At 31.7% G+C, this 18,770-nt stretch carries 18 protein-coding genes and 1 pseudogene; 10 read left to right on the top strand and 9 right to left on the bottom strand.

The annotated features are described in order from the left end of the window. Window positions 1-24: 24 nt before the first annotated feature. The 3 genes from ACHZC3_RS07260 to ACHZC3_RS07250 are packed head-to-tail and all read left to right on the top strand — an operon-like array spanning window position 25 to window position 4,942. The gene (locus ACHZC3_RS07260; protein WP_394759198.1) at window positions 25-1,719 is read left to right on the top strand and encodes a M23 family metallopeptidase; all 1,695 of its coding nucleotides are present in this window, start codon (window positions 25-27) and stop codon (window positions 1,717-1,719) included. Further along, window positions 1,719-4,181 (top strand): carboxypeptidase-like regulatory domain-containing protein, encoded by a 2,463-nt coding sequence (locus tag ACHZC3_RS07255; protein ID WP_394759213.1) that lies wholly within the window; start codon window positions 1,719-1,721, stop codon window positions 4,179-4,181. Before ACHZC3_RS07260 ends, ACHZC3_RS07255 begins: the two co-directional genes overlap by 1 nt. 38 nt (window positions 4,182-4,219) lie before the next feature. Next, window positions 4,220-4,942, top strand: coding sequence for a hypothetical protein (locus ACHZC3_RS07250; protein WP_394759197.1), 723 nt, complete (start codon window positions 4,220-4,222; stop codon window positions 4,940-4,942). Here ACHZC3_RS07250 and ACHZC3_RS07245 read toward each other — a convergent pair. From ACHZC3_RS07245 to ACHZC3_RS07225, 5 genes are all read right to left on the bottom strand, one after another. Continuing rightward, complete coding sequence (locus ACHZC3_RS07245; RefSeq protein ID WP_394759196.1) at window positions 4,939-5,640, bottom strand: hypothetical protein; 702 nt, start codon at window positions 5,638-5,640, stop codon at window positions 4,939-4,941. The genes ACHZC3_RS07250 and ACHZC3_RS07245 overlap by 4 nt on opposite strands. A 72-nt stretch (window positions 5,641-5,712) precedes the next feature. Continuing rightward, a complete protein-coding gene (locus ACHZC3_RS07240) occupies window positions 5,713-7,557 on the bottom strand; it encodes an ABC transporter ATP-binding protein (protein WP_394759195.1) in 1,845 nt (614 codons plus the stop codon). Next, on the bottom strand, window positions 7,557-9,284 hold the full coding sequence (locus ACHZC3_RS07235) for a phospho-sugar mutase (RefSeq protein WP_394759194.1): 1,728 nt from the start codon (window positions 9,282-9,284) through the stop codon (window positions 7,557-7,559). The genes ACHZC3_RS07240 and ACHZC3_RS07235 overlap by 1 nt, the downstream gene beginning before the upstream one ends. Window positions 9,285-9,404: 120 nt before the next feature. Continuing rightward, window positions 9,405-10,364 carry a glycosyltransferase family 2 protein gene (locus tag ACHZC3_RS07230; RefSeq protein ID WP_394759193.1) on the bottom strand — a complete coding sequence of 320 codons (960 nt, stop codon included), beginning with the start codon at window positions 10,362-10,364 and terminating at the stop codon, window positions 9,405-9,407. Then, on the bottom strand, window positions 10,364-10,894 hold the full coding sequence (locus tag ACHZC3_RS07225) for a DUF4199 domain-containing protein (RefSeq protein ID WP_394759192.1): 531 nt from the start codon (window positions 10,892-10,894) through the stop codon (window positions 10,364-10,366). Before ACHZC3_RS07225 ends, ACHZC3_RS07230 begins: the two co-directional genes overlap by 1 nt. 224 nt (window positions 10,895-11,118) lie before the next feature. Here ACHZC3_RS07225 and ACHZC3_RS07220 point away from each other — a divergent pair, with 224 nt between their 5' ends. The 4 genes from ACHZC3_RS07220 (at window position 11,119) to mtaB (ending at window position 14,448) form a co-directional block, all read left to right on the top strand. Next, window positions 11,119-11,370: a type B 50S ribosomal protein L31 gene (locus tag ACHZC3_RS07220; protein ID WP_348075822.1), complete on the top strand. Its 252-nt coding sequence runs from the start codon at window positions 11,119-11,121 to the stop codon at window positions 11,368-11,370. A gap of 150 nt (window positions 11,371-11,520) precedes the next feature. Next, the gene (locus ACHZC3_RS07215; protein ID WP_394759191.1) at window positions 11,521-12,696 is read left to right on the top strand and encodes a GlmU family protein; all 1,176 of its coding nucleotides are present in this window, start codon (window positions 11,521-11,523) and stop codon (window positions 12,694-12,696) included. Continuing rightward, window positions 12,681-13,025, top strand: a complete 345-nt coding sequence (locus ACHZC3_RS07210) for a hypothetical protein (protein ID WP_394759190.1) — start codon at window positions 12,681-12,683, stop codon at window positions 13,023-13,025. The genes ACHZC3_RS07215 and ACHZC3_RS07210 overlap by 16 nt, the downstream gene beginning before the upstream one ends. 106 nt (window positions 13,026-13,131) lie before the next feature. Then, window positions 13,132-14,448, top strand: coding sequence for a tRNA (N(6)-L-threonylcarbamoyladenosine(37)-C(2))-methylthiotransferase MtaB (mtaB, locus tag ACHZC3_RS07205; protein ID WP_394759189.1), 1,317 nt, complete (start codon window positions 13,132-13,134; stop codon window positions 14,446-14,448). Window positions 14,449-14,527: 79 nt separating this feature from the next. On the opposite strand, the gene ACHZC3_RS07200 is transcribed toward mtaB, so the two are convergent. Further along, a complete protein-coding gene (locus tag ACHZC3_RS07200) occupies window positions 14,528-15,130 on the bottom strand; it encodes a T9SS type A sorting domain-containing protein (RefSeq protein ID WP_394759188.1) in 603 nt (200 codons plus the stop codon). Window positions 15,131-15,617: 487 nt separating this feature from the next. Between ACHZC3_RS07200 and ACHZC3_RS07195 the strand changes: the two are divergent. Together ACHZC3_RS07195 and ACHZC3_RS07190 are read left to right on the top strand one after the other, a co-directional pair. Further along, a pseudogene (locus tag ACHZC3_RS07195) lies at window positions 15,618-15,837 on the top strand (tRNA (N(6)-L-threonylcarbamoyladenosine(37)-C(2))-methylthiotransferase MtaB); the annotation flags it as partial. An 84-nt stretch (window positions 15,838-15,921) separates the two neighbouring features. Further along, a complete protein-coding gene (locus ACHZC3_RS07190; protein WP_394759187.1) occupies window positions 15,922-16,455 on the top strand; it encodes a C40 family peptidase in 534 nt (177 codons plus the stop codon). A gap of 167 nt (window positions 16,456-16,622) precedes the next feature. Here the strand turns inward: ACHZC3_RS07190 and ACHZC3_RS07185 are convergent, their stop codons facing one another. The 3 genes from ACHZC3_RS07185 to ACHZC3_RS07175 all read right to left on the bottom strand — a co-directional run bounded on the left by ACHZC3_RS07185 (window position 16,623) and on the right by ACHZC3_RS07175 (window position 18,089). Beyond that, entirely contained in the window at window positions 16,623-17,192 is a 570-nt protein-coding gene (locus ACHZC3_RS07185) for a hypothetical protein (protein ID WP_394759186.1), read from the bottom strand. Between the two features lie 202 nt (window positions 17,193-17,394). Beyond that, on the bottom strand, window positions 17,395-17,736 hold the full coding sequence (locus tag ACHZC3_RS07180; protein ID WP_394759185.1) for a hypothetical protein: 342 nt from the start codon (window positions 17,734-17,736) through the stop codon (window positions 17,395-17,397). Window positions 17,737-17,810: 74 nt separating this feature from the next. Further along, entirely contained in the window at window positions 17,811-18,089 is a 279-nt protein-coding gene (locus ACHZC3_RS07175; RefSeq protein ID WP_394759184.1) for a GNAT family N-acetyltransferase, read from the bottom strand. Window positions 18,090-18,193: 104 nt separating this feature from the next. Between ACHZC3_RS07175 and ACHZC3_RS07170 the strand changes: the two genes are divergently transcribed. Next, a partial coding sequence (locus ACHZC3_RS07170) for an alpha/beta hydrolase (RefSeq protein ID WP_394759183.1) occupies window positions 18,194-18,770 on the top strand: 577 nt, incomplete at its 3' end.

Raw genomic sequence — 18,770 nt, 5'->3', positions numbered from 1 at the left:
GTTATATTAGCACAAAAGTTTTTTATGAGAATTTTACTTATTTTTTTATTTGTTTTTAATGTCGTTTTTGCTCAAAATAATTATCCTAAAGATTATTTTAGATCTCCGTTAGATATTCCAATCGCTTTAGCGGGTTCTTTTGGTGAATTAAGACCCAATCACTTCCATTCTGGCGTTGATTTTCGAACTCAAAAAAAAGAAGGTTTTCCTGTTTATGCCACGGCAGAAGGTTTTATTTCTCGTATTAAAATTTCTACCGGTGGTTACGGAAAATCAATTTATATAGATCATCCTAATGGATATACTACTGTTTATGGGCATTTGCAAAGATGTGTAACTCCAATTCAGCAGATATTAAATTCGGAGCATTATTCTAAAAAAGCATACGAAATCGAAATCTTCCCTAAGCCAAATGAAATTCCTGTCAAAAAAGGAGATATAATTGCTTATTCAGGTAACACCGGGAGTTCTGGAGGACCACATTTGCATTTTGAAGTTAGAGATACAAAAACTGAAAATATTATAAATCCATTACTTTTTGGCTATGATTCAAGTTTTATTGATACAAAATCACCTCAAATCATAGGGCTTCTAGCTTATCCTATTGGAGATTTGTCAAATGTAAATGGATCTTTAAATCCAGTTTTTATTAGTCTTTCTTTGCAAAATGATGGAACATATTTAGCAAGTAAAATTGTAGCAAGTGGTAAAATTGGTTTTGGCATCAATTCGTATGATATTTCAGATAACAATTACGGAAAAAATGGAGTTTACAAATTGGACGCTTACTTAAATGGAATGCCTTATTATGGCTATGAGTTCGACTCATTTTCGTTTGATGAAACGAAATACATTAATACATTTATAGATTTCCCAAGATATAAAAGTCAAAAACAGCGTTTTCAGAAACTATTCGTAGGTTATTTGTATCCAAAAAGTATTGTAAAAATGATGAAAAATGAAGGATTGGTTAATGTTTCTTCAAATTTTACGATGAATTATAAAATTGTTTTACAAGATTTTCATGGAAATAAAAGTATTGTAAACATTCCTATTTCGTACGGAATTTTACCAGTAACTCAGCCTAAAACAATAAAAAAAACGCCCTATTTGTTAAAGTCTCTTAACGATAATAGTTATGCTAAAGATGATATTTCTGTATTTATTCCAGCAAATAGTTTTTATGAAGATTTCTATTTAAATTTTGATGTAAAAAATAATGAGCTTTTTTTTCACGATGATTCAGTTGCGGTAAATGATTATATTACAATTACTTTCGATGTTACAAAAATTCCAGTTTCAGATAGAGAAAAAATGTTTATTGCGAATTTAAATGATGGAAGAACAGAATACAACTTGACATTAAAAAAAGATAACTTATTTTCAATAAAAACTAAAAAGCTTGAAAAATTCTTTTTGTCGAAAGATACAATTGCTCCTAAGATTTACAAACCAAACTTTACCGAAGGAGATAATTTAGATAATCTGCAAACGTTAAAAGTCTCCATTTCTGACGATTTATCTGGAATTGCATCTTATAATGGATACTTAAACGGAAAATGGATTTTGATGGAATACGAAAGTAAACTGAATAGATTAACACATAATTTTTCTGATAATTTGTTTGTAGATGGGAAAAATGAATTTAAAATTATTGTAAATGATAATTTAGGAAATTCTACTACTTTTGAGTCCAATTTTAATAAAATAAAAAAATAATTTTGAAAGCTAAATATATAGTATTGCTGTTCTTTTTTACAGTATCATCATTTGCACAAACAGCGAGAATAAAAGGTATTGTTCTAGACGAAAATAATCAACCTGTAGATGGTGTAAATGTCACTTTTCAAGAAAATAAAGCTACAACAAACACTAGTGGTTTTTATATTCTAACAATTCCATCTAATGTGAAATCGAATTTAAAATTTTCACATGTTTCATTGAAAGCAGCTGTAGTTTCATTAGAATTAAAACCAAATGAAGACTACGAATTTAATATTATTCTAAAAAATAATGTTGAGCAAATAGGCGAAGTAATCATAACAAATAATAGTCGCAAAAGGGTAGAAGGTATTACCACAATTTCTCCCAGAGCAGTTCGATTAATTCCTGGAGCAAATGCCGGAGTCGAAAACATTCTAAAAACGCTGCCTGGTGTTTATTCTAACAACGAGTTGAGTACACAATATGCGGTTCGTGGCGGAAATTATGACGAAAATCTAGTCTATGTTAATGAAATTGAAGTGTACCGTCCGTTCTTAGTTCGTTCAGGACAACAAGAAGGATTAAGTTTTACTAATACGGATTTAGTTCAGAATATCGATTTTTCTGCTGGGGGTTTTCAGGCAAAATATGGAGATAAATTGTCTTCGGTTTTAGATATTACGTATCGTCGCCCTACAAAATTTGGTGCTTCATTAGAAGCAAGTTTTCTAGGCGCAAGTTTAGCTGTAGAAACGGCTTCCAAAAATCAAAAATGGACATCAATTACAGGTTTTAGATATCGTGATAATGCGCTTTTGGTTAAGAGTCAAGAAACGGAGACTAATTTTAAACCACGTTTTTTAGATATTCAATCTTACATCACATTTACACCTAATACGAAATGGCAGTATAGTTTTTTAGGCAATATTTCTCAAAATAAATACGATTATATCCCGCTAACACGTCAAACAAATTTTGGGACAATTAGCGAGCCTATTGCTTTATTGGTCGAATATGAAGGTCAGGAAAAAGACAAATACAATACGCTTTTTGGTGCTTTTAAAACGACTTACACTGTAAATGAAAATTTCAATTTAAAATTTATAACATCAGCCTATCATACTACGGAACAAGAATATTTTGACATTTTAGCTCAATACCGTTTGGGAGAGGTTGATTCTAATTTAGGATCTGATACTTTTGGAGATGTTAGCTTTTCGCAAGCTATTGGTTCGCAACTAACACATGCTCGTAACGATTTAGATGCTGTAATTGTAAATGCTGAAGTAAAAGGTTTTCATAAAAAAAATGAAGACCAAATAGAATGGGGAATTAAATATACGCGAGAAAGTATTCGTGACCGTTTAATAGAATGGGAAGTAATAGATTCTGCGGGTTTCTCACTAAATGACCCAAGATTAGATTTGCCTGTAAATGAGCAGCCTTATAATCCTTATGTAGGTCCATTAGTGCCATTTCAGAATGCGAGAGCTACTAATTATGCAAATATTAATCGATTTTCAGGCTATGCCCAATGGAACCGTCGTTCTAAATGGAAAACTCACGATGTTTATACAAATATTGGAGTTAGAGCACATGAGTGGCAAGTAAGTGGCGTTAACATTTCTGGCAAAAGCCAAATAACGTTTAGCCCAAGAGCTCAATTTGCTATAAAACCCGATTGGGATAAAGATATGTTGTTTAGAATTTCGGGCGGATTGTATCATCAACCACCATTTTATAGAGAGTTGCGAGATTCTTTAGGTTTGGTTCGACCAAATGTAAAAGCGCAACAATCAATTCATATTGTGTTAGGGAATGATTATAGTTTTAAACTCTGGAATCGACCGTTTAAACTGGTCACAGAAGCATATTACAAATCGTTGACCAATGTAAATCCGTACACATTAGAAAATGTTCGAATTAGATACGAAGCCGATAACAATGCCACAGCATATGCACAAGGACTAGATTTGCGACTGAACGGAGAATTTGTTCCTGGTACAGAATCTTGGTTGAGTTTCGGGTATCTAAAAACGGAAGAGAATATAGATAACAAAGGATTTATATCAAGACCAACAGACCAGCGATTGAAGTTTGGAATCCTTTTTCAGGATTACGTCCCTAATATTCCTACGTTTAAAATGTATTTGAATTTAGTCTATAATACTGGTTTGCCAGGTGGATCACCATCGTATGCAGATCCTTACGATTACCAGTTGCGTTTGCGAGATTATCGTCGTGCTGATTTGGGTTTTTCGTATGTTTTTACAGACAGAGCTAGAGCCAAAGAAGAAGGACATTGGTTAAAGAAATTTAAAGATTTATCAGTTGGATTAGAAATTTTCAATTTATTCAACAATCAAAATACCATTACAAATACTTGGGTTCGCGATGTGTATTCGAAAGTACAATATGGTGTTCCTAATTATTTGACAACTCGCGTATTTAGTTTGAAACTGAATGTGAAGTTGTAATTTAAAAAATCTTATATTTGGTATTAAATAGTTATGATATGAAAAAGCTCTCAATATATGTTTTTCCAATACTAATTCTATTAGTAAGTTGCAAAGAGGAAGCAAAAAAACCAAAAGTAATTTATGAAGATGTAAAAGCGGTTGTTGCGCCTTTAAAAAAGGATTCGGCACAAATAAAAATCACCGATTTGCCCATTCAAATAGAAGGGACTTCTTTTCTAATTCATCCTATGGGAGAATATAGTCTTACTGATGGAAGCTCTAAAGTTAGTTCTAGTTCATCTTATGACAAAGACGAAAGTTTTAAGGTTTCAAATTATAACGATTATGAAATAACCGGTTATATAAGTAATTTTAAATTTCAAAAAATAGGTTCAGATTCATTGCAACTACTAACGGATAAACCAATTTTAATACAAACAGCAACGTATCTAAAAACCGTTTCTGACAAAACAAAACAACAAGTATTGGTTTACACACTTTCGGATATGGATACCAATAAGGACGGAAAAATAAATTCTAACGATATAAAAACCTTGTATTTAAGTGACATTAGTGGAGATAAATTTACTAAAATCTCTGCTGATTTTCAAGAACTTATAGATTGGAATTTGATTGAATCTACTAATCGTTTGTATTTTAGAACCATTGAAGATATAAACAAAAATGGTGCTTTCGATAAGACTGACAAAGTGCATTATCATTTTGTAAACTTGCAAAATAAGGATTGGAAAGTAGAAGAATATTCTCCGATAAATTAAATCAAAATATCACTTTCTAAATCTGATTTTTCAATTTCGAAATCGAAACCTAATTGAGTTACTAATTCAATAACTAATTTTTTGTACCAGTTTTCAGATTTCGGGTGAATGTATATTTTTTCGATTAATGCATTAATATCAACATTAATTTTAAGTCCGTCGTTTATCGAGATATTTTGTTCCGTAACATCTGTAATAATTCTAACTTCACGTTCGTACTGAAAACTTTTTCGTTTAAACAAAAAAGGAAAAAAATTATCATCAAACGGAATATATTCTTTTTTGTAATCGATATAATTTACTTCTCCAATATATTGTTTTGTATGTTTTTCGGGTTGCAAAGCTTCTTTTAATCTCCCAATTGTCGATTGGATGGCTAAACCCTCTTGGTTTTTGGTAAAAATTTGCCACATCGCAAAACTCTCATATTCGTTAGTATGCCAACTGCTTATGGCGACTTTTTCACGATGTGATTTGTAATAATCTAAAAACTCAGGATTATTGGCTGCAATTTTCTTAATTTCTTCAAAAGTAGGTTCGCTAAATGTGCCTTCGTACTGATCTTCAAATTTATCGGAACGGGACATAAACATTTTTTGCGACAATAGTAAATCCAAGAATTTAGACAAGTCTAAGTATTTCCAAACAATAGTATCTGGATTTTCTGGAAGACTAATATTGTTGTGGTTTATATACATTTTGTTATAAAAATATTTTACCGCAAATAATACATGGTTTAATCACTCTTTTGAATCTAATAATCTAAATATCTACTCGAAACTTTGCATGGTTACTAAGTTGGAATAAGTTCCGTTTAGTGCTAAAAGCTCTGTATGCGTACCTTGTTCTACAATTTCTCCTTTTTTCATAACAATAATATTATCTGCTTTTTGAATAGTAGATAATCTGTGTGCAATAACGATTGAGGTTCTGTTTTGCATCATGTTTTCTAATGCAATTTGAACAAATTTTTCGCTTTCGGTATCTAACGCTGAAGTTGCTTCATCGAGAATCATAATTGGAGGATTTTTGAGCACTGCTCTTGCAATTGACAAGCGTTGTTTTTGTCCACCAGATAGCTTGTTTCCAGCATCTCCAATATTAGTTTCAATCCCTTTTGGTAAATTCATCACAAATTCATAAGCATTGGCAATTTTAAGTGCTTCAATAACTTCTTCATCGGTAGCATTTTCTTTACCTAAAAGAATATTCTTTTTTATTGTATCATTAAAAAGGATAGAATCCTGTGTAACCAATCCCATCAAACCACGAAGTGATTCGAGTTTCATGTCTTTTATGTCAATACCATCAATAGTTATATTTCCTTCATTTACATCGTAAAAACGAGTCAGTAAATTAGCGATTGTACTTTTTCCAGAACCGGATTGCCCAACCAAAGCGATGGTTTTTCCTTTTGGAACTGTGATTGTAAAATTCTTCAAAACATTCTCCTCTTCGTAGCGGAAGTTGATGTTTTTTATCTCAACTTTATCTTCAAAAGTATTTTTTTCTATTGCATTTTCTTTAGAGGTAATTGGATTTTCGTGTTCTAAAATTACTAAGACACGCTCTGCCGCAGCCATACCACTTTTTACATTATAGGAAGCTCTAGAAATTGCTTTTGCAGGCGTAAGAATGTTGTAAGCCAATCCCATATATGCTATAAACTGTGTTCCTTCTAGAACTGCTCTACCATTAGCTAATTTTTCAACTAAAACCATATTTCCTCCATACCAAAGCAAAATAGCTATAACAATAATTCCCATGACTTCACTTAATGGTGAGGCTAAGTTATTTTTCTTACCAATACTGTTAGATAATTTAACTAATCGATTGATAGAATCGGTAAATTTCTTACCAAATATTTTTTCAGCATTATAGCTTTTTACTACTTTCATTCCGCCGAGAGTTTCTTCAAGTATTGAAATAAAATAGCCAGATTCAGCTTGAGCTTCAACTGCCTTCGATTTAAGATTTTTACCTAATCTTGAGATTATAAATCCAGAAATTGGAATAAATATAAATACAAAAATGGTTAATTTTGTACTAATAATAAACATTGAAACTATAGTAAATATAATAGTTAACGGCTCACGAACTATTAGTTCTAAAACTACAAAAAACGAATTTTGAAATTCGCTTACATCACCAAGCATTCTTGCCATGACATCACCTTTTCTTTTTTCGGAATAAAAACCTATTGGTAACGAAACGATTTTGTCAAATAATTGCATGCGCATATCTTTAAGTACGCCATTACGCAAATGCATCAAATGATATGAAGCAAAGTAACCAAATGCATTTTTTAATAAAAATGTTATGATTATGACAACTACTGCTAATAATAAAGCATATTGTGGTCCGTTTGCTTCGTTTAGAATACTAATTTTATAATATAAATAGTCTTTTGCAAATGAGCCAATGTCAAATATACTTTTCAATATAGGTTCAGTGTCTATTTTCTTAGATTTTTGAAAAAGAACGTCCATCATAGGGATTAATACTAAAAAAGACAAAGTACTAAATAGGGCATAGAATATATTGTGAATAATATTCCAAACAACATGATGTTTGTATGGTTTTACAAAAGGTATTATTTTTTTTATGTTTTCCATTAGTTGAGTTGCATTTCAGCAATAATATTTTTGATTTTGTTGTCTAATTGAATTTCGGCTTCGGCAACTTCCGAAACGTTTTGTATGGCGCAATTTACACTAAAATAAAATTTAATTTTAGGTTCTGTTCCGCTTGGACGAGCACAAATTTTGCTTCCGTCTTCAAGATAGTAAATTAATACATTCGATTTCGGGATGTTTAATGTTTCTATTTCATCAGTAAATAAATTTTTTGCTGTAGAATTTTGATAATCTTCAATAAATACTACACGTTCGCCGTTTATTTCCTTCAAAGGATTCTCACGTAAATCAACCATCATTTGTTTAATTTCGTTAGAACCTTCAATTCCTTTTTTGGTAATAGAAATTAAATGTTCTTTGTAAAAACCAAAATCGACATACATTTGAAGCAATTCTTGGTATAACGAACTTCCTTTCTCTTTGGCTTGAGCTGCAATTTCGCAAACTAAAAGTGTGGCAGCAACGGCATCTTTATCACGAACAGCATCACCCACCATAAATCCGAAACTTTCCTCACCACCACCAATAAATTTTTGGTTAGGGAAATCTTTAATAAACTTAGCAATCCATTTAAAACCTGTTAATCCCACTTTACATTCAACACCATAGGCAGAAGCTAATTCAAGCATCATTGGTGTAGAAACTATGGTTGAACCTATAAATTCTGTTCCAGTAATTTTACCTTGTTTTTTCCATTGTTCTAAAAGGAAGTTTGTCATCACGACCATACTTTGGTTTCCGTTTAGCAAAACCATTTTACCTTCGGTATTTCTCACAGCAACACCTAATCTGTCCGAATCAGGATCGGTTCCTACAACAATATCAGCATTTGTTTTTTCTGCTAAGGCCATTGCCATTGTCAAGGCTTCAGGTTCTTCAGGATTTGGCGATTTTACAGTTGGGAAATTCCCATCAGGAATAGCTTGTTCGGGAACAATTTGTACATTTTTGTATTCTGCTTTTTCTAAAACGTCTGGAATCAATTTTATTGAAGTTCCGTGTAACGAAGTAAATACAATTTTTAGATTTTCTTTAGCTGTAGCTGAAGTATTAAAACTAGCATTTTCTATAGTCGAAGTAATAAAAGCTTCGTCTACTTTCACATCAATATATTCAATCAGGTTTTCGTTGGCTTCAAATTTTATTTGGTCATAATTCAACGCATCAATTACCTGAATAATTTCGTTATCCTGTGGCGGAACAAGTTGTCCTCCGTCTTCCCAATACACTTTGTAACCGTTGTATTCTGGCGGATTATGAGAAGCTGTGAGCACAATTCCGGCTTTGCAACCCAAATGTTTTACAGCAAAAGATAATTCAGGAGTAGGTCTCATATCCGAAAACAAGAAAACTTTAATTCCATTTGCCGAAAACACATTGGCTACAACCTTTGCCAGTGTATCACTATTATGACGACAATCGTAAGCAATGGCTACTTTTATTTCTTGATTTGGAAACGATTTATGCAAATAATCCGACAAACCTTGTGTGTTTTTACCTAATGTATATTGGTTGATTCTATTGGTTCCAACTCCCATAATGCCACGCATTCCGCCAGTACCAAATTCGAGATTTTTATAAAAACTATCTTCTAATTCTTTAGGCGAAGAAGTCATCATTTCTTTAATCGCGTCTTGTGTTTTGCTGTCAAATGTTGGCGTAAGCCATATATTTACTGCGTCTAATATATTTTGTGGTATGTGCATTTTTTTATTTTTTTAGGAGCTAATCCCGCTTTTCGTTTCAATCTTTTATTTTTTAAAGAAAAAAAGAAAAGGATTTTCACTGCAATCGGGGCTAGTAGCCCTACAATTGAAACCTGATTTTTATAAATTTATCTCACTCGAAATCTTATATCTCTCCTCATTATTTTTGGTTCTCAAAATTATTTCTCCAAGAAAACCTGCAAGAAATAACTGAGTGCCAATAACCATTGTTGTTAATGCTATATAAAACCAAGGATTGTCAGTTACCAATATAGTTTCTTGTTCTAAATAAAATAGTTTTATCAATTTAGAAATTCCAATATAACCGGCTGATAAAAAACCAATTAGAAACATAATCGTTCCTAAAGCACCAAAAAGATGCATCGGTCTTTTGCCAAATTTTGACAAAAACCAAATGGTTATCAAGTCTAGAAAACCGTTTACAAAACGACTCATTCCAAATTTAGATTCGCCGTATTTTCTTGCTTGGTGGATCACTACTTTTTCACCAATGTTTCCAAAACCTGCATTTTTTGCTAAAACTGGTATATATCGGTGCATTTCGCCCGAAACTTCTATGTTTTTTATAACGATATTCTTGTAAGCTTTCAATCCGCAATTAAAATCATTTAGTTTTACACCTGAAGTTTTTCTAGCTGCGGCATTAAATAATTTGGAAGGTAAATTTTTAGTAACTGTATTGTCGTAACGCTTCTTTTTCCAACCTGAAACTAAATCATAATTGTCATTTACAATCATGTTGTACAATCCTGGAATTTCGTCAGGACTGTCTTGCAAATCGGCATCCATAGTAATAATAACATCTCCTTGCGCTTTTGCGAAACCAGCATGCAAAGCTTGAGATTTTCCATAGTTTCTTAAAAAACGAATGCCTTTTACATTAGAATTTTTGCTAGATAATTGGTTTATTGTTTCCCAAGAACTATCAGTACTACCATCATCTATAAAAATAACTTCGTAAGAGAAATTATTTTCAAGCATGACTTTCTCAATCCATAAAGTTAATTCTGGCAGGGATTCTTGTTCGTTAAGTAAAGGAATTACGATAGATATATTCACTATTCTTGGTATGATGGTTTAGTTCTGAAAATTGCTGCAAGTATTAGTCCAAATAATGCACTGAATAAAATACTAAAAATGGAACCTTGTAATAGTTTGAATACAGAAAACTGATCGTTAGCGTCTAATTCCTTTATTGCATCATTTATTGCAGAAGTTGGGGTCCCAAATTTTTGTAACATCTCAGCAGTATATTTTATAGTCAACTCTTTGATAGTATCCTTCATGCCTGGATCAATAAAATTAAATAAAATAATATTGAATGCAACGGATATTAAAATTCCTATTACGGCTGAAATAAAATAAGTCGTAAAAGCGTCTTTAAAACTAAAAAAACCTTTCAATTCTTTTCTGGTTTTTGAAAGAAGTACTACGCCAATTATAATATATATGGCAATACTTGAAAAGCCAATCCAAGGGGAGATAAATAATTTTATATTAATAACATATATTAGAGTTGTTATTAATATAGAAATTGCACCAGTTATAATTCCGTATGTGATTCCGTTTTTTCTAATTATTTCGTTCATGATTGTTTTCTAGTTTAAATTAATTTGCAAATATAAGAATTATCCAACATCTTTAATTAGTTACTTTAAACGAAAAAAAGTTACACAATTATTTGATTTTTAAAAATTAGTTGTACATTTGCACTCTGAAATAAATAAAAATTATCAACAAAAAGTTGTGTTGCATTTATACCTTTTCAAAAAAAGCAGCAAAATAAAGCACAGCCATCAATAAAAAGAGTACCATGAAAAAAGGAGTTCACCCAGAAAATTACAGATTAGTTGCATTTAAAGACATGTCTAACGAAGACGTTTTTATCTCAAAATCTACAGTAGAAACTAAAGAAACAATCACACACGAAGGTGTTGAATATCCAGTATTTAAAATGGAGATTTCTAGAACTTCTCACCCTTTTTACACAGGTAAATCTAAACTTATTGATACTGCAGGACGTATCGATAAATTTAAAACTAAATACGCTAAACACGTTAAATAATAACTTGTTTGTCATTATACAAAGAAAACCTTCCAATTCGGAAGGTTTTTTTATTTTTATCTCTCAAAAAACTTTGTAACTTTGAATTTAAGTTTATCTGTTGCTTTTTACCAAATAACCGAATAAACAAATAACCGAATAAACAACAAAATGAACTATATACTTTTTGACGGAACCGTTCGCAATTCCCTTTTGCCGTTTACATTTACACGTCCAGTTGCCGATATTCTTGTCGGAATACTAACCATTCGTGAAAAATGGGAAAAATATTTAGGCTCAACCACCACAACTTTGACTGAGGAATATCTTTCTGAAAAATTTCCAATGGTCGAGTTGGAAGAAAACGTAATGATAAATGCTTCTTTTTTGCCAAATGCAATTTTGGTCGAAATGGTAAGTAATTTAGAGGTCAATCAAGCGATTTTTAGAGGAGAAGAAGTCATCGCTTTTTTTACAGAAGAAAATCAAGAAGAAGTAGATTTTGATACTTATGAAATTATAGAATATAACGATGATTGTCTTAGAATAGAAAATACTTGGGATATTTTTGCCAAAAATGATGCTGCTATTCGAGAAGATTTTGAACTTTTGACTGAAGATAGAAAATCACAATCAATTCCGAAATCAGTAAACGTAATTGCACCCGAAAATGTATTTATCGAAGAAGGAGCAAAATTAGAATTTGTAACCTTAAATGCATCAACAGGGCCAATATATATTGGAAAAAATGCTGAAATAATGGAAGGTTCTGTTATCCGTGGGCCGTTTGCTTTGTGCGAAAGTGGCCGTGTAAAATTAGCTTCAAAAGTGTATGGAGCAACAACCGTTGGTCCACATTCTGTAATTGGTGGCGAAGTAAATAATTCTGTTTTGTTTGGTTATTCTAATAAAGGACATGACGGATTTTTAGGAAATTCGGTACTGGGAGAATGGTGTAATATTGGTGCCGACAGCAACAATTCAAACCTAAAAAACAATTACGAGGAAGTGAAATTATGGAGTTACGAAACCGAAAATTTCGCTAAAACTGGACTACAGTTTTGCGGACTCATGATGGGCGATCATAGCAAATGTGGCATCAATACGATGTTTAACACAGGAACAGTGGTTGGTGTGAGTACTAATATTTTTGGTTCAGGATTTCCTCGCAATTTTGTTCCAAGTTTCTCATGGGGAGGCGCTTCAGGATTTACCACTTATTTGACTAGTAAAGCTTTTCAAACCGCTAAAATTGTAATGGCGCGTCGTCAAGTAGAATTTTCTGAGGAAGATGCTAATATTTTAGAGCATGTTTTTGAGGAAACTAAAAAATGGAGGAAAGAATAATTATGTTAGGATTTCTATTAATTTATTTTATTTGGAAAAGATTTGCTGACTTAGCATTTGAATATAAACATAAAAAATGGGTTTTTGGCTTATTAGGTGTAGCTTCTTATTATTTGGGCACCCTTATTGCTGGATTAACTTTAGGTCTTCTAATTCTATTTTTTGATTTTAACATTGATTTTGACAATACTCTTTTAATGTCATTAATAGGTTTACCTTTCGGTGTTCTAACATGTTATTTAGTTTACTCTTTTTTGAAAAGAAAATGGGAAAAAGAAATAGTTATTGTAGACTCTATTGAAGATATTGGTAAACCAATTTCGGAATAATCAAATTACTGATTTTTAATTTTTTAAGAATTTCTTAAAATCAAAATTTGTATGTAATTTTGCACTCTCAATTTTTTGACAACGATTTCATTAATTGAGCTATCTTATGGAAAACAGAAAAAAAGTAGCATTCTACACTTTAGGTTGTAAATTAAATTTCTCCGAAACTTCAACCATTGCAAGAAATTTTCAAGACGAAGGCTTCGATCGTGTCGACTTTGAAGAAGTTGCCGATATGTATGTTATCAATACTTGTTCGGTAACCGAAAATGCCGACAAACAATTCAAGCAAATAGTAAAAAAAGCAATGAAACTCAACGACAAAGCCTTTGTTGCTGCTGTTGGTTGTTACGCTCAATTAAAACCAGAAGAACTTGCCGCTGTTGATGGTGTAGATTTAGTTCTTGGTGCTACCGAAAAATTCAAAATTACCGATTATATAAACGATTTGTCCAAAAATGATAGGAGCGAAGTGCATTCTTGCGAAATCGAAGAAGCCGATTTCTACGTAGGAAGTTACTCCATTGGCGACAGAACTCGTGCTTTTTTAAAAGTACAAGACGGTTGCGATTACAAATGTACCTATTGCACAATCCCATTGGCACGCGGAATTTCACGAAGTGATGCTTTAGAAAATGTACTGAAAAATGCTTCCGATATTTCTAAACAAGGGATCAAAGAAATTGTGTTAACGGGTGTAAATATTGGTGATTACGGAAAAGGCGAATTCGGAAACAAAAAACACGAACATACTTTTCTTGATTTAGTAAAAGCATTAGATGAAGTAGAAGGAATCGAAAGATTGCGAATTTCGTCTATCGAACCGAATCTTCTAAAAAATGAAACGATCGATTTTGTTTCAAAAAGTAGAACATTTGTACCACATTTTCATATTCCGTTGCAATCAGGGAGCAACGAAATTTTAGGAAAAATGAAACGTCGTTACCAACGCGAAGTGTATACAGATAGAGTTGCCAACATTCGACAAGTCATGCCGCACGCTTGTATTGGTGTCGATGTGATTGTTGGTTTTCCAGGCGAAACCGACGAAAATTTCCTAGAATCCTATAATTTCTTGAACGAAATGGAAATTTCTTACTTGCACGTTTTTACATACTCTGAAAGAGATAATACCGAAGCTGCAACTATGGAAGGTGTTGTACCAATGAATGTAAGAAATAAAAGAAGTAAAATGTTGCGCGGACTTTCTGTGAAAAAACGCCGTGCTTTTTATGAAAACCAATTGGGAAGTAACAGAACGGTTCTTTTTGAATCTGAAAATAAAGAAGGTTACATTCACGGATTTACAGAGAATTATGTCAAAGTAAAAACACCTTGGAATCCGGAATTAATAAATACATTACACGAAATAAATCTGACAAAAATTGATGAAGACGGAAGCGTACGTATTGTTTTTATTTAGGTTTTAGTGCAATTCTTTAATAAAAAAGGTAGGATAAATTTAATTTATCCTACCTTTTTTATTAAAGAATTATTTAGGTCTAGTTTTTAATAATTCTATTTATTCCTATTCCTTCTTCAGAAATAATTTTAAATATATATGTGCCATTACTAAAATTGCTAATGTCAATTTTAGTAGTATTTTCATTTAGCTTAATAGTACGAACCAATCTTCCAACAGGATCAATTATTTCTAAATTAGTAGAACTTAATGATTTGTAGCTAATTGTAACAATATTTTGTGTTGGATTCGGATACACGCTTATTTTTGAATTAATTGAAAAAGAAGTATTTGCTAAGAAACCGTAACCAGCTATAACAGCTAATCTTTTTACGGTACCATTGCACGGATCTCCAAAAACAGTATTTGTAGCAGCAATAGTGAAAGAGTTATTTCCCAATGCTCTTGCTTCAACATTAGATCGACTTGTGCTAGAATGACATGCCGAAATAGCTAAATTATTTGTAGCACAAGATCCAGTTGGTGTACCATAACTTGCGAAATCTACCGAAGTGAATACTTGTCCTACAGGTGCAGTTAGAGTTAAACTCTGGCCTTCATTTACAATACCACAAACTGTTTGTGCATTTGTGCTAATTGAAAAGATAAAAGAAAGAATAATAAAAGAATAATTTTTTTTCATTTTGATTTTTTTTTTTTTTTTAAATTGGGTGCAAAATTAGTTCTTCTAAATCTGAAGCAAGTGTTTTCTTATGTTAAAAAATGGTTAATACTTATGATAAAATCTAATTTTAGTAACTCTAAAAAAGGTTTTGTTGTATTGCTCAATAAACTCGAATTTATTTCTTTCAGATTCTTCTAAACTAATAATACTCTTCGTCGAATTTTAGAAGTATATATTTTTGCCTTCAAACATAAACCGCTCTCCATTATTCAGGTAAGCAGTGCGAATAAGCACAAATTCAGATAAGTTCAAGATGATGAAATCGGGATTGTGTATTTCTGATACTTTAAATGTTTTATTATCTAAAGGAATTGCCAACCAGAAGCCACCAAAAAACCAAAATAGGGATTATATTAATGATTTGTCCAAAAATGACTTGAGCGAAGTGCATTCTTGCGAGATCGAAGAAGCCGATTTCTATGTAGGAAGTTATTCCATTTGCGATAGAACTCGTGCTTTTTATGAAAACCAATTTAGGTACAAACAGAACAGTTCTTTTTGAAAGTGAAAACAAAGAAGACTAGATTCACGGATTTACAGAGAATTTTGTCAAAGTAAAAACACCTTGGAATCCAGAATTAGTAAATACATTACACGAAATAAATCTAACAAAAATTGATGAAGACGGAAGCGTAAGAATGGAATTTTTGAATGTTGCCGTTTAGGCGATTTAACGTCCACTTGCTTAAAACGGTTGTTAGCAGTTGGAAATTAAAATAAAGTGCGTAAATTTATAGAAATGATAAGCAATGAATAATACTAAACAAGTAACAAGTTTTGTTATAGCCGCATTAATCGGGTCAATAGTAATTTTTAAGATATTTCCAAGAGTTGAGATTTCAAATTCAAAAAATAAACTGGTTGCCAAAGAAAATTTAGCTTCAGATCCTAATATTCCTTTGAAGGATAGCATTGTGAATTTTGGAATGAAATTTCTAGGAACACCTTACGTTACTGGCGGTTGTTCAAAAGAAGGATTTGATTGCTCTGGATTTGTTTATTTCGTATTTCATCACTTTAATATAAAGGTACCAAGAAGTTCTGTAGAATTCGGCAATTTCGGAAAGGAAATTTCAATTGAAAGTGTTCAGAAAGGTGATCTGTTACTTTTTTTAAGTCCAACAAGAGATGTAATTGGACACATTGGAATTGTTTCAAGACCAAATGGCAAACAGAGCGATTTCATTCATGCAACCTCAGGCCGAGAGATGAAAGTAACAATAACCAATTTAGCTAAAGAAGGATACACCAGAAGGTTTGTAAAAGCCATCCGGATATTGTGAGGCAAGTGTCTTACTGCTAACGTTCCGGCGCTTGGCGAGGTTGCGAACTAAATTAAGATTAATATTTCGGTTAAGCACAAAATTTCCAAATACAAGACGAACTTTAAATTTTACCTAAAACCCCAATTAATTTCATAAAACCTCTCTTAAGGGTCGGTTTAAATCTTTTATTTTTTATTTAGTGGAAAAGAAAACCCTACTGCTGTTGCTCCCGAAAATTGTTTGATAGATGGGTGATAATAGTACGAAAACTTAACTTCGAAATTGTGTCTACGGCCTAACGCCAAACCTAGTGAAAAAGGGATGTGTAATAGCACTCCGTCTTTTTTTAAGTTTGTATATGGCGTATAAGTTTGAAATGAACCTGTTGACAAACCAACACCTGATTCAAGAAAAGGGGCAATATAAGGAATAGGGGCACTAAGACGAAATTTTGTTCCAAGTAAAAAGGCATTGGATTTAATTTTGTATTCCTGCATGCCTAGTTCGTTAGTATCTCCTGAAGCTATAACTACTCCAGCATATGGTCTAAAGGCGAACCAACTGGCTAAATTGCAAACATATTCTCCTTGTGCATAAAAACCTGTTCCAGTTAAATCTGTTTCATCGTATGGAGCACACATGCCAAATCCCAAAGATGCGTTTATAAATTCAGATTTTTTTTCTTGTGCTAATGTTGAATTGTTAAATAAAATTGAAAAGATTAGGGTAACGATGAAATAATGTAGTTTGCTCATTTTTTGGGTTTAATTTGATGACGCGAATTTAATATTTATTATTGAATAATTCTTACATTCTTCTTTTTTAGGTAAGTTGGAAAAATTGGCCCATAACTCATAAATAAGCAAAATCTTATAGCGCAAACAGATAGTGTCATATGTAATATTCAAAACACATTTATCTATCTTTCAAAGATAATAAAATTGGTGGCTAAAAAACTCAATACTTATAGTGAAACCTAATTTTAGTAATTCTAAAAACGGTCTCGCTGTATTGTTCTAAAAACTCAAACTTATTTCTTCCAGGTTCTTGTAAACTAATAATATTTTTAGCAGAAATTTCAAAATACATTTTTTCGCCTTCAAACATAAATCGCTCGCCATTATTTCGGTAAGCAGAACGAATGAGTACAAATTCGGATAAATTCCAAGTTATAAAATCGGGATTGTCTATTTCTGAATTTGAATACAAACCTTCGGTAATTTCGGTTTTGCAACCATAATACTTTTCGATATTTTCGAAAAATTGAATTATTTTCTGATTTGTTTCTTCTGAAGTCATATCGTAAAGATATAATTTTTTACAAAAAAAAAGCCGTTTCAAAACTTGAAACGGCTTCTGTAATAATTTATAATCTAATTCCTGGAGGAAGTAATTCTTTGTAAATAGGGGTTTTTCTTAAAAAACAATACAATTTTAGGCAAAATAGGAACTACTTTTAGTTTTCGTTCTATAGCAATTGCCATAATATTTTTTAAGAAATCGGAAATAAATTCTTCGTCTGTAAAATTTTCTGGAACATTCAATCGAGTTAAAAATATCTTCTTTTCTTGGAAAGAATATTCAATAGAAACAAGATTTCCATTTACTAAAGTTTCAAACTGACGAGAAAATGTATTGTCTTTAATCTCCATATTTTTTTAAAAAATAATATCGACTATACTTACAAGTCAATCAAATGGATTATTTTTATACAAAAATAGGTAAAATAAACCGTTTTTTCTAAAATAATGTTAAGATGAGTAAGATTCAAGTATATTTTATGCCAGGTTTGGCAGCCAGTTCTACTATTTTTGAAAAAATAAAATTACCAGAAGATACTTTTGAAATCCATTTGTTAGATTGGATAGTACCTGAAAAATTAGAATCTCTCAAGAGTTATGCTGAACGAATGGCAAAAAAAGTCACACACAATAATGCAGTTTTAATTGGAGTTTCTTTTGGAGGTATTTTGGTTCAGGAAATGGCTCAATTTCTTAAACTTAGAAAATTAATCATTGTATCGAGCGTAAAATCTAACCAGGAATTGCCTAATAGAATGAAGATTGCAAAAACTACAAAAGCTTATAAATTAATTCCAACAAGTTTTTTATCAAATGTAGATACACTTACAAAATATGCTTTTGGAACTATGGTCAAGGAAAGACTAAGATTATATAAAAAATACCTTACTATGAGCGACAAAGTATATCTTGACTGGGCGATAGAACAAGTTGTTTGTTGGGAAAGAACAATTGCAGATGAAAATGTAATTCATATTCATGGTGACAATGATAGTGTTTTTCCTTCTCAGAATATTAACAATTTTATTAATG

The sequence above is a fragment of the Flavobacterium sp. genome (assembly GCF_043720215.1).
Taxonomy (GTDB): Bacteria; Bacteroidota; Bacteroidia; order Flavobacteriales; family Flavobacteriaceae; genus Flavobacterium.
This window is presented reverse-complemented; position numbering and strand designations above follow the sequence as displayed.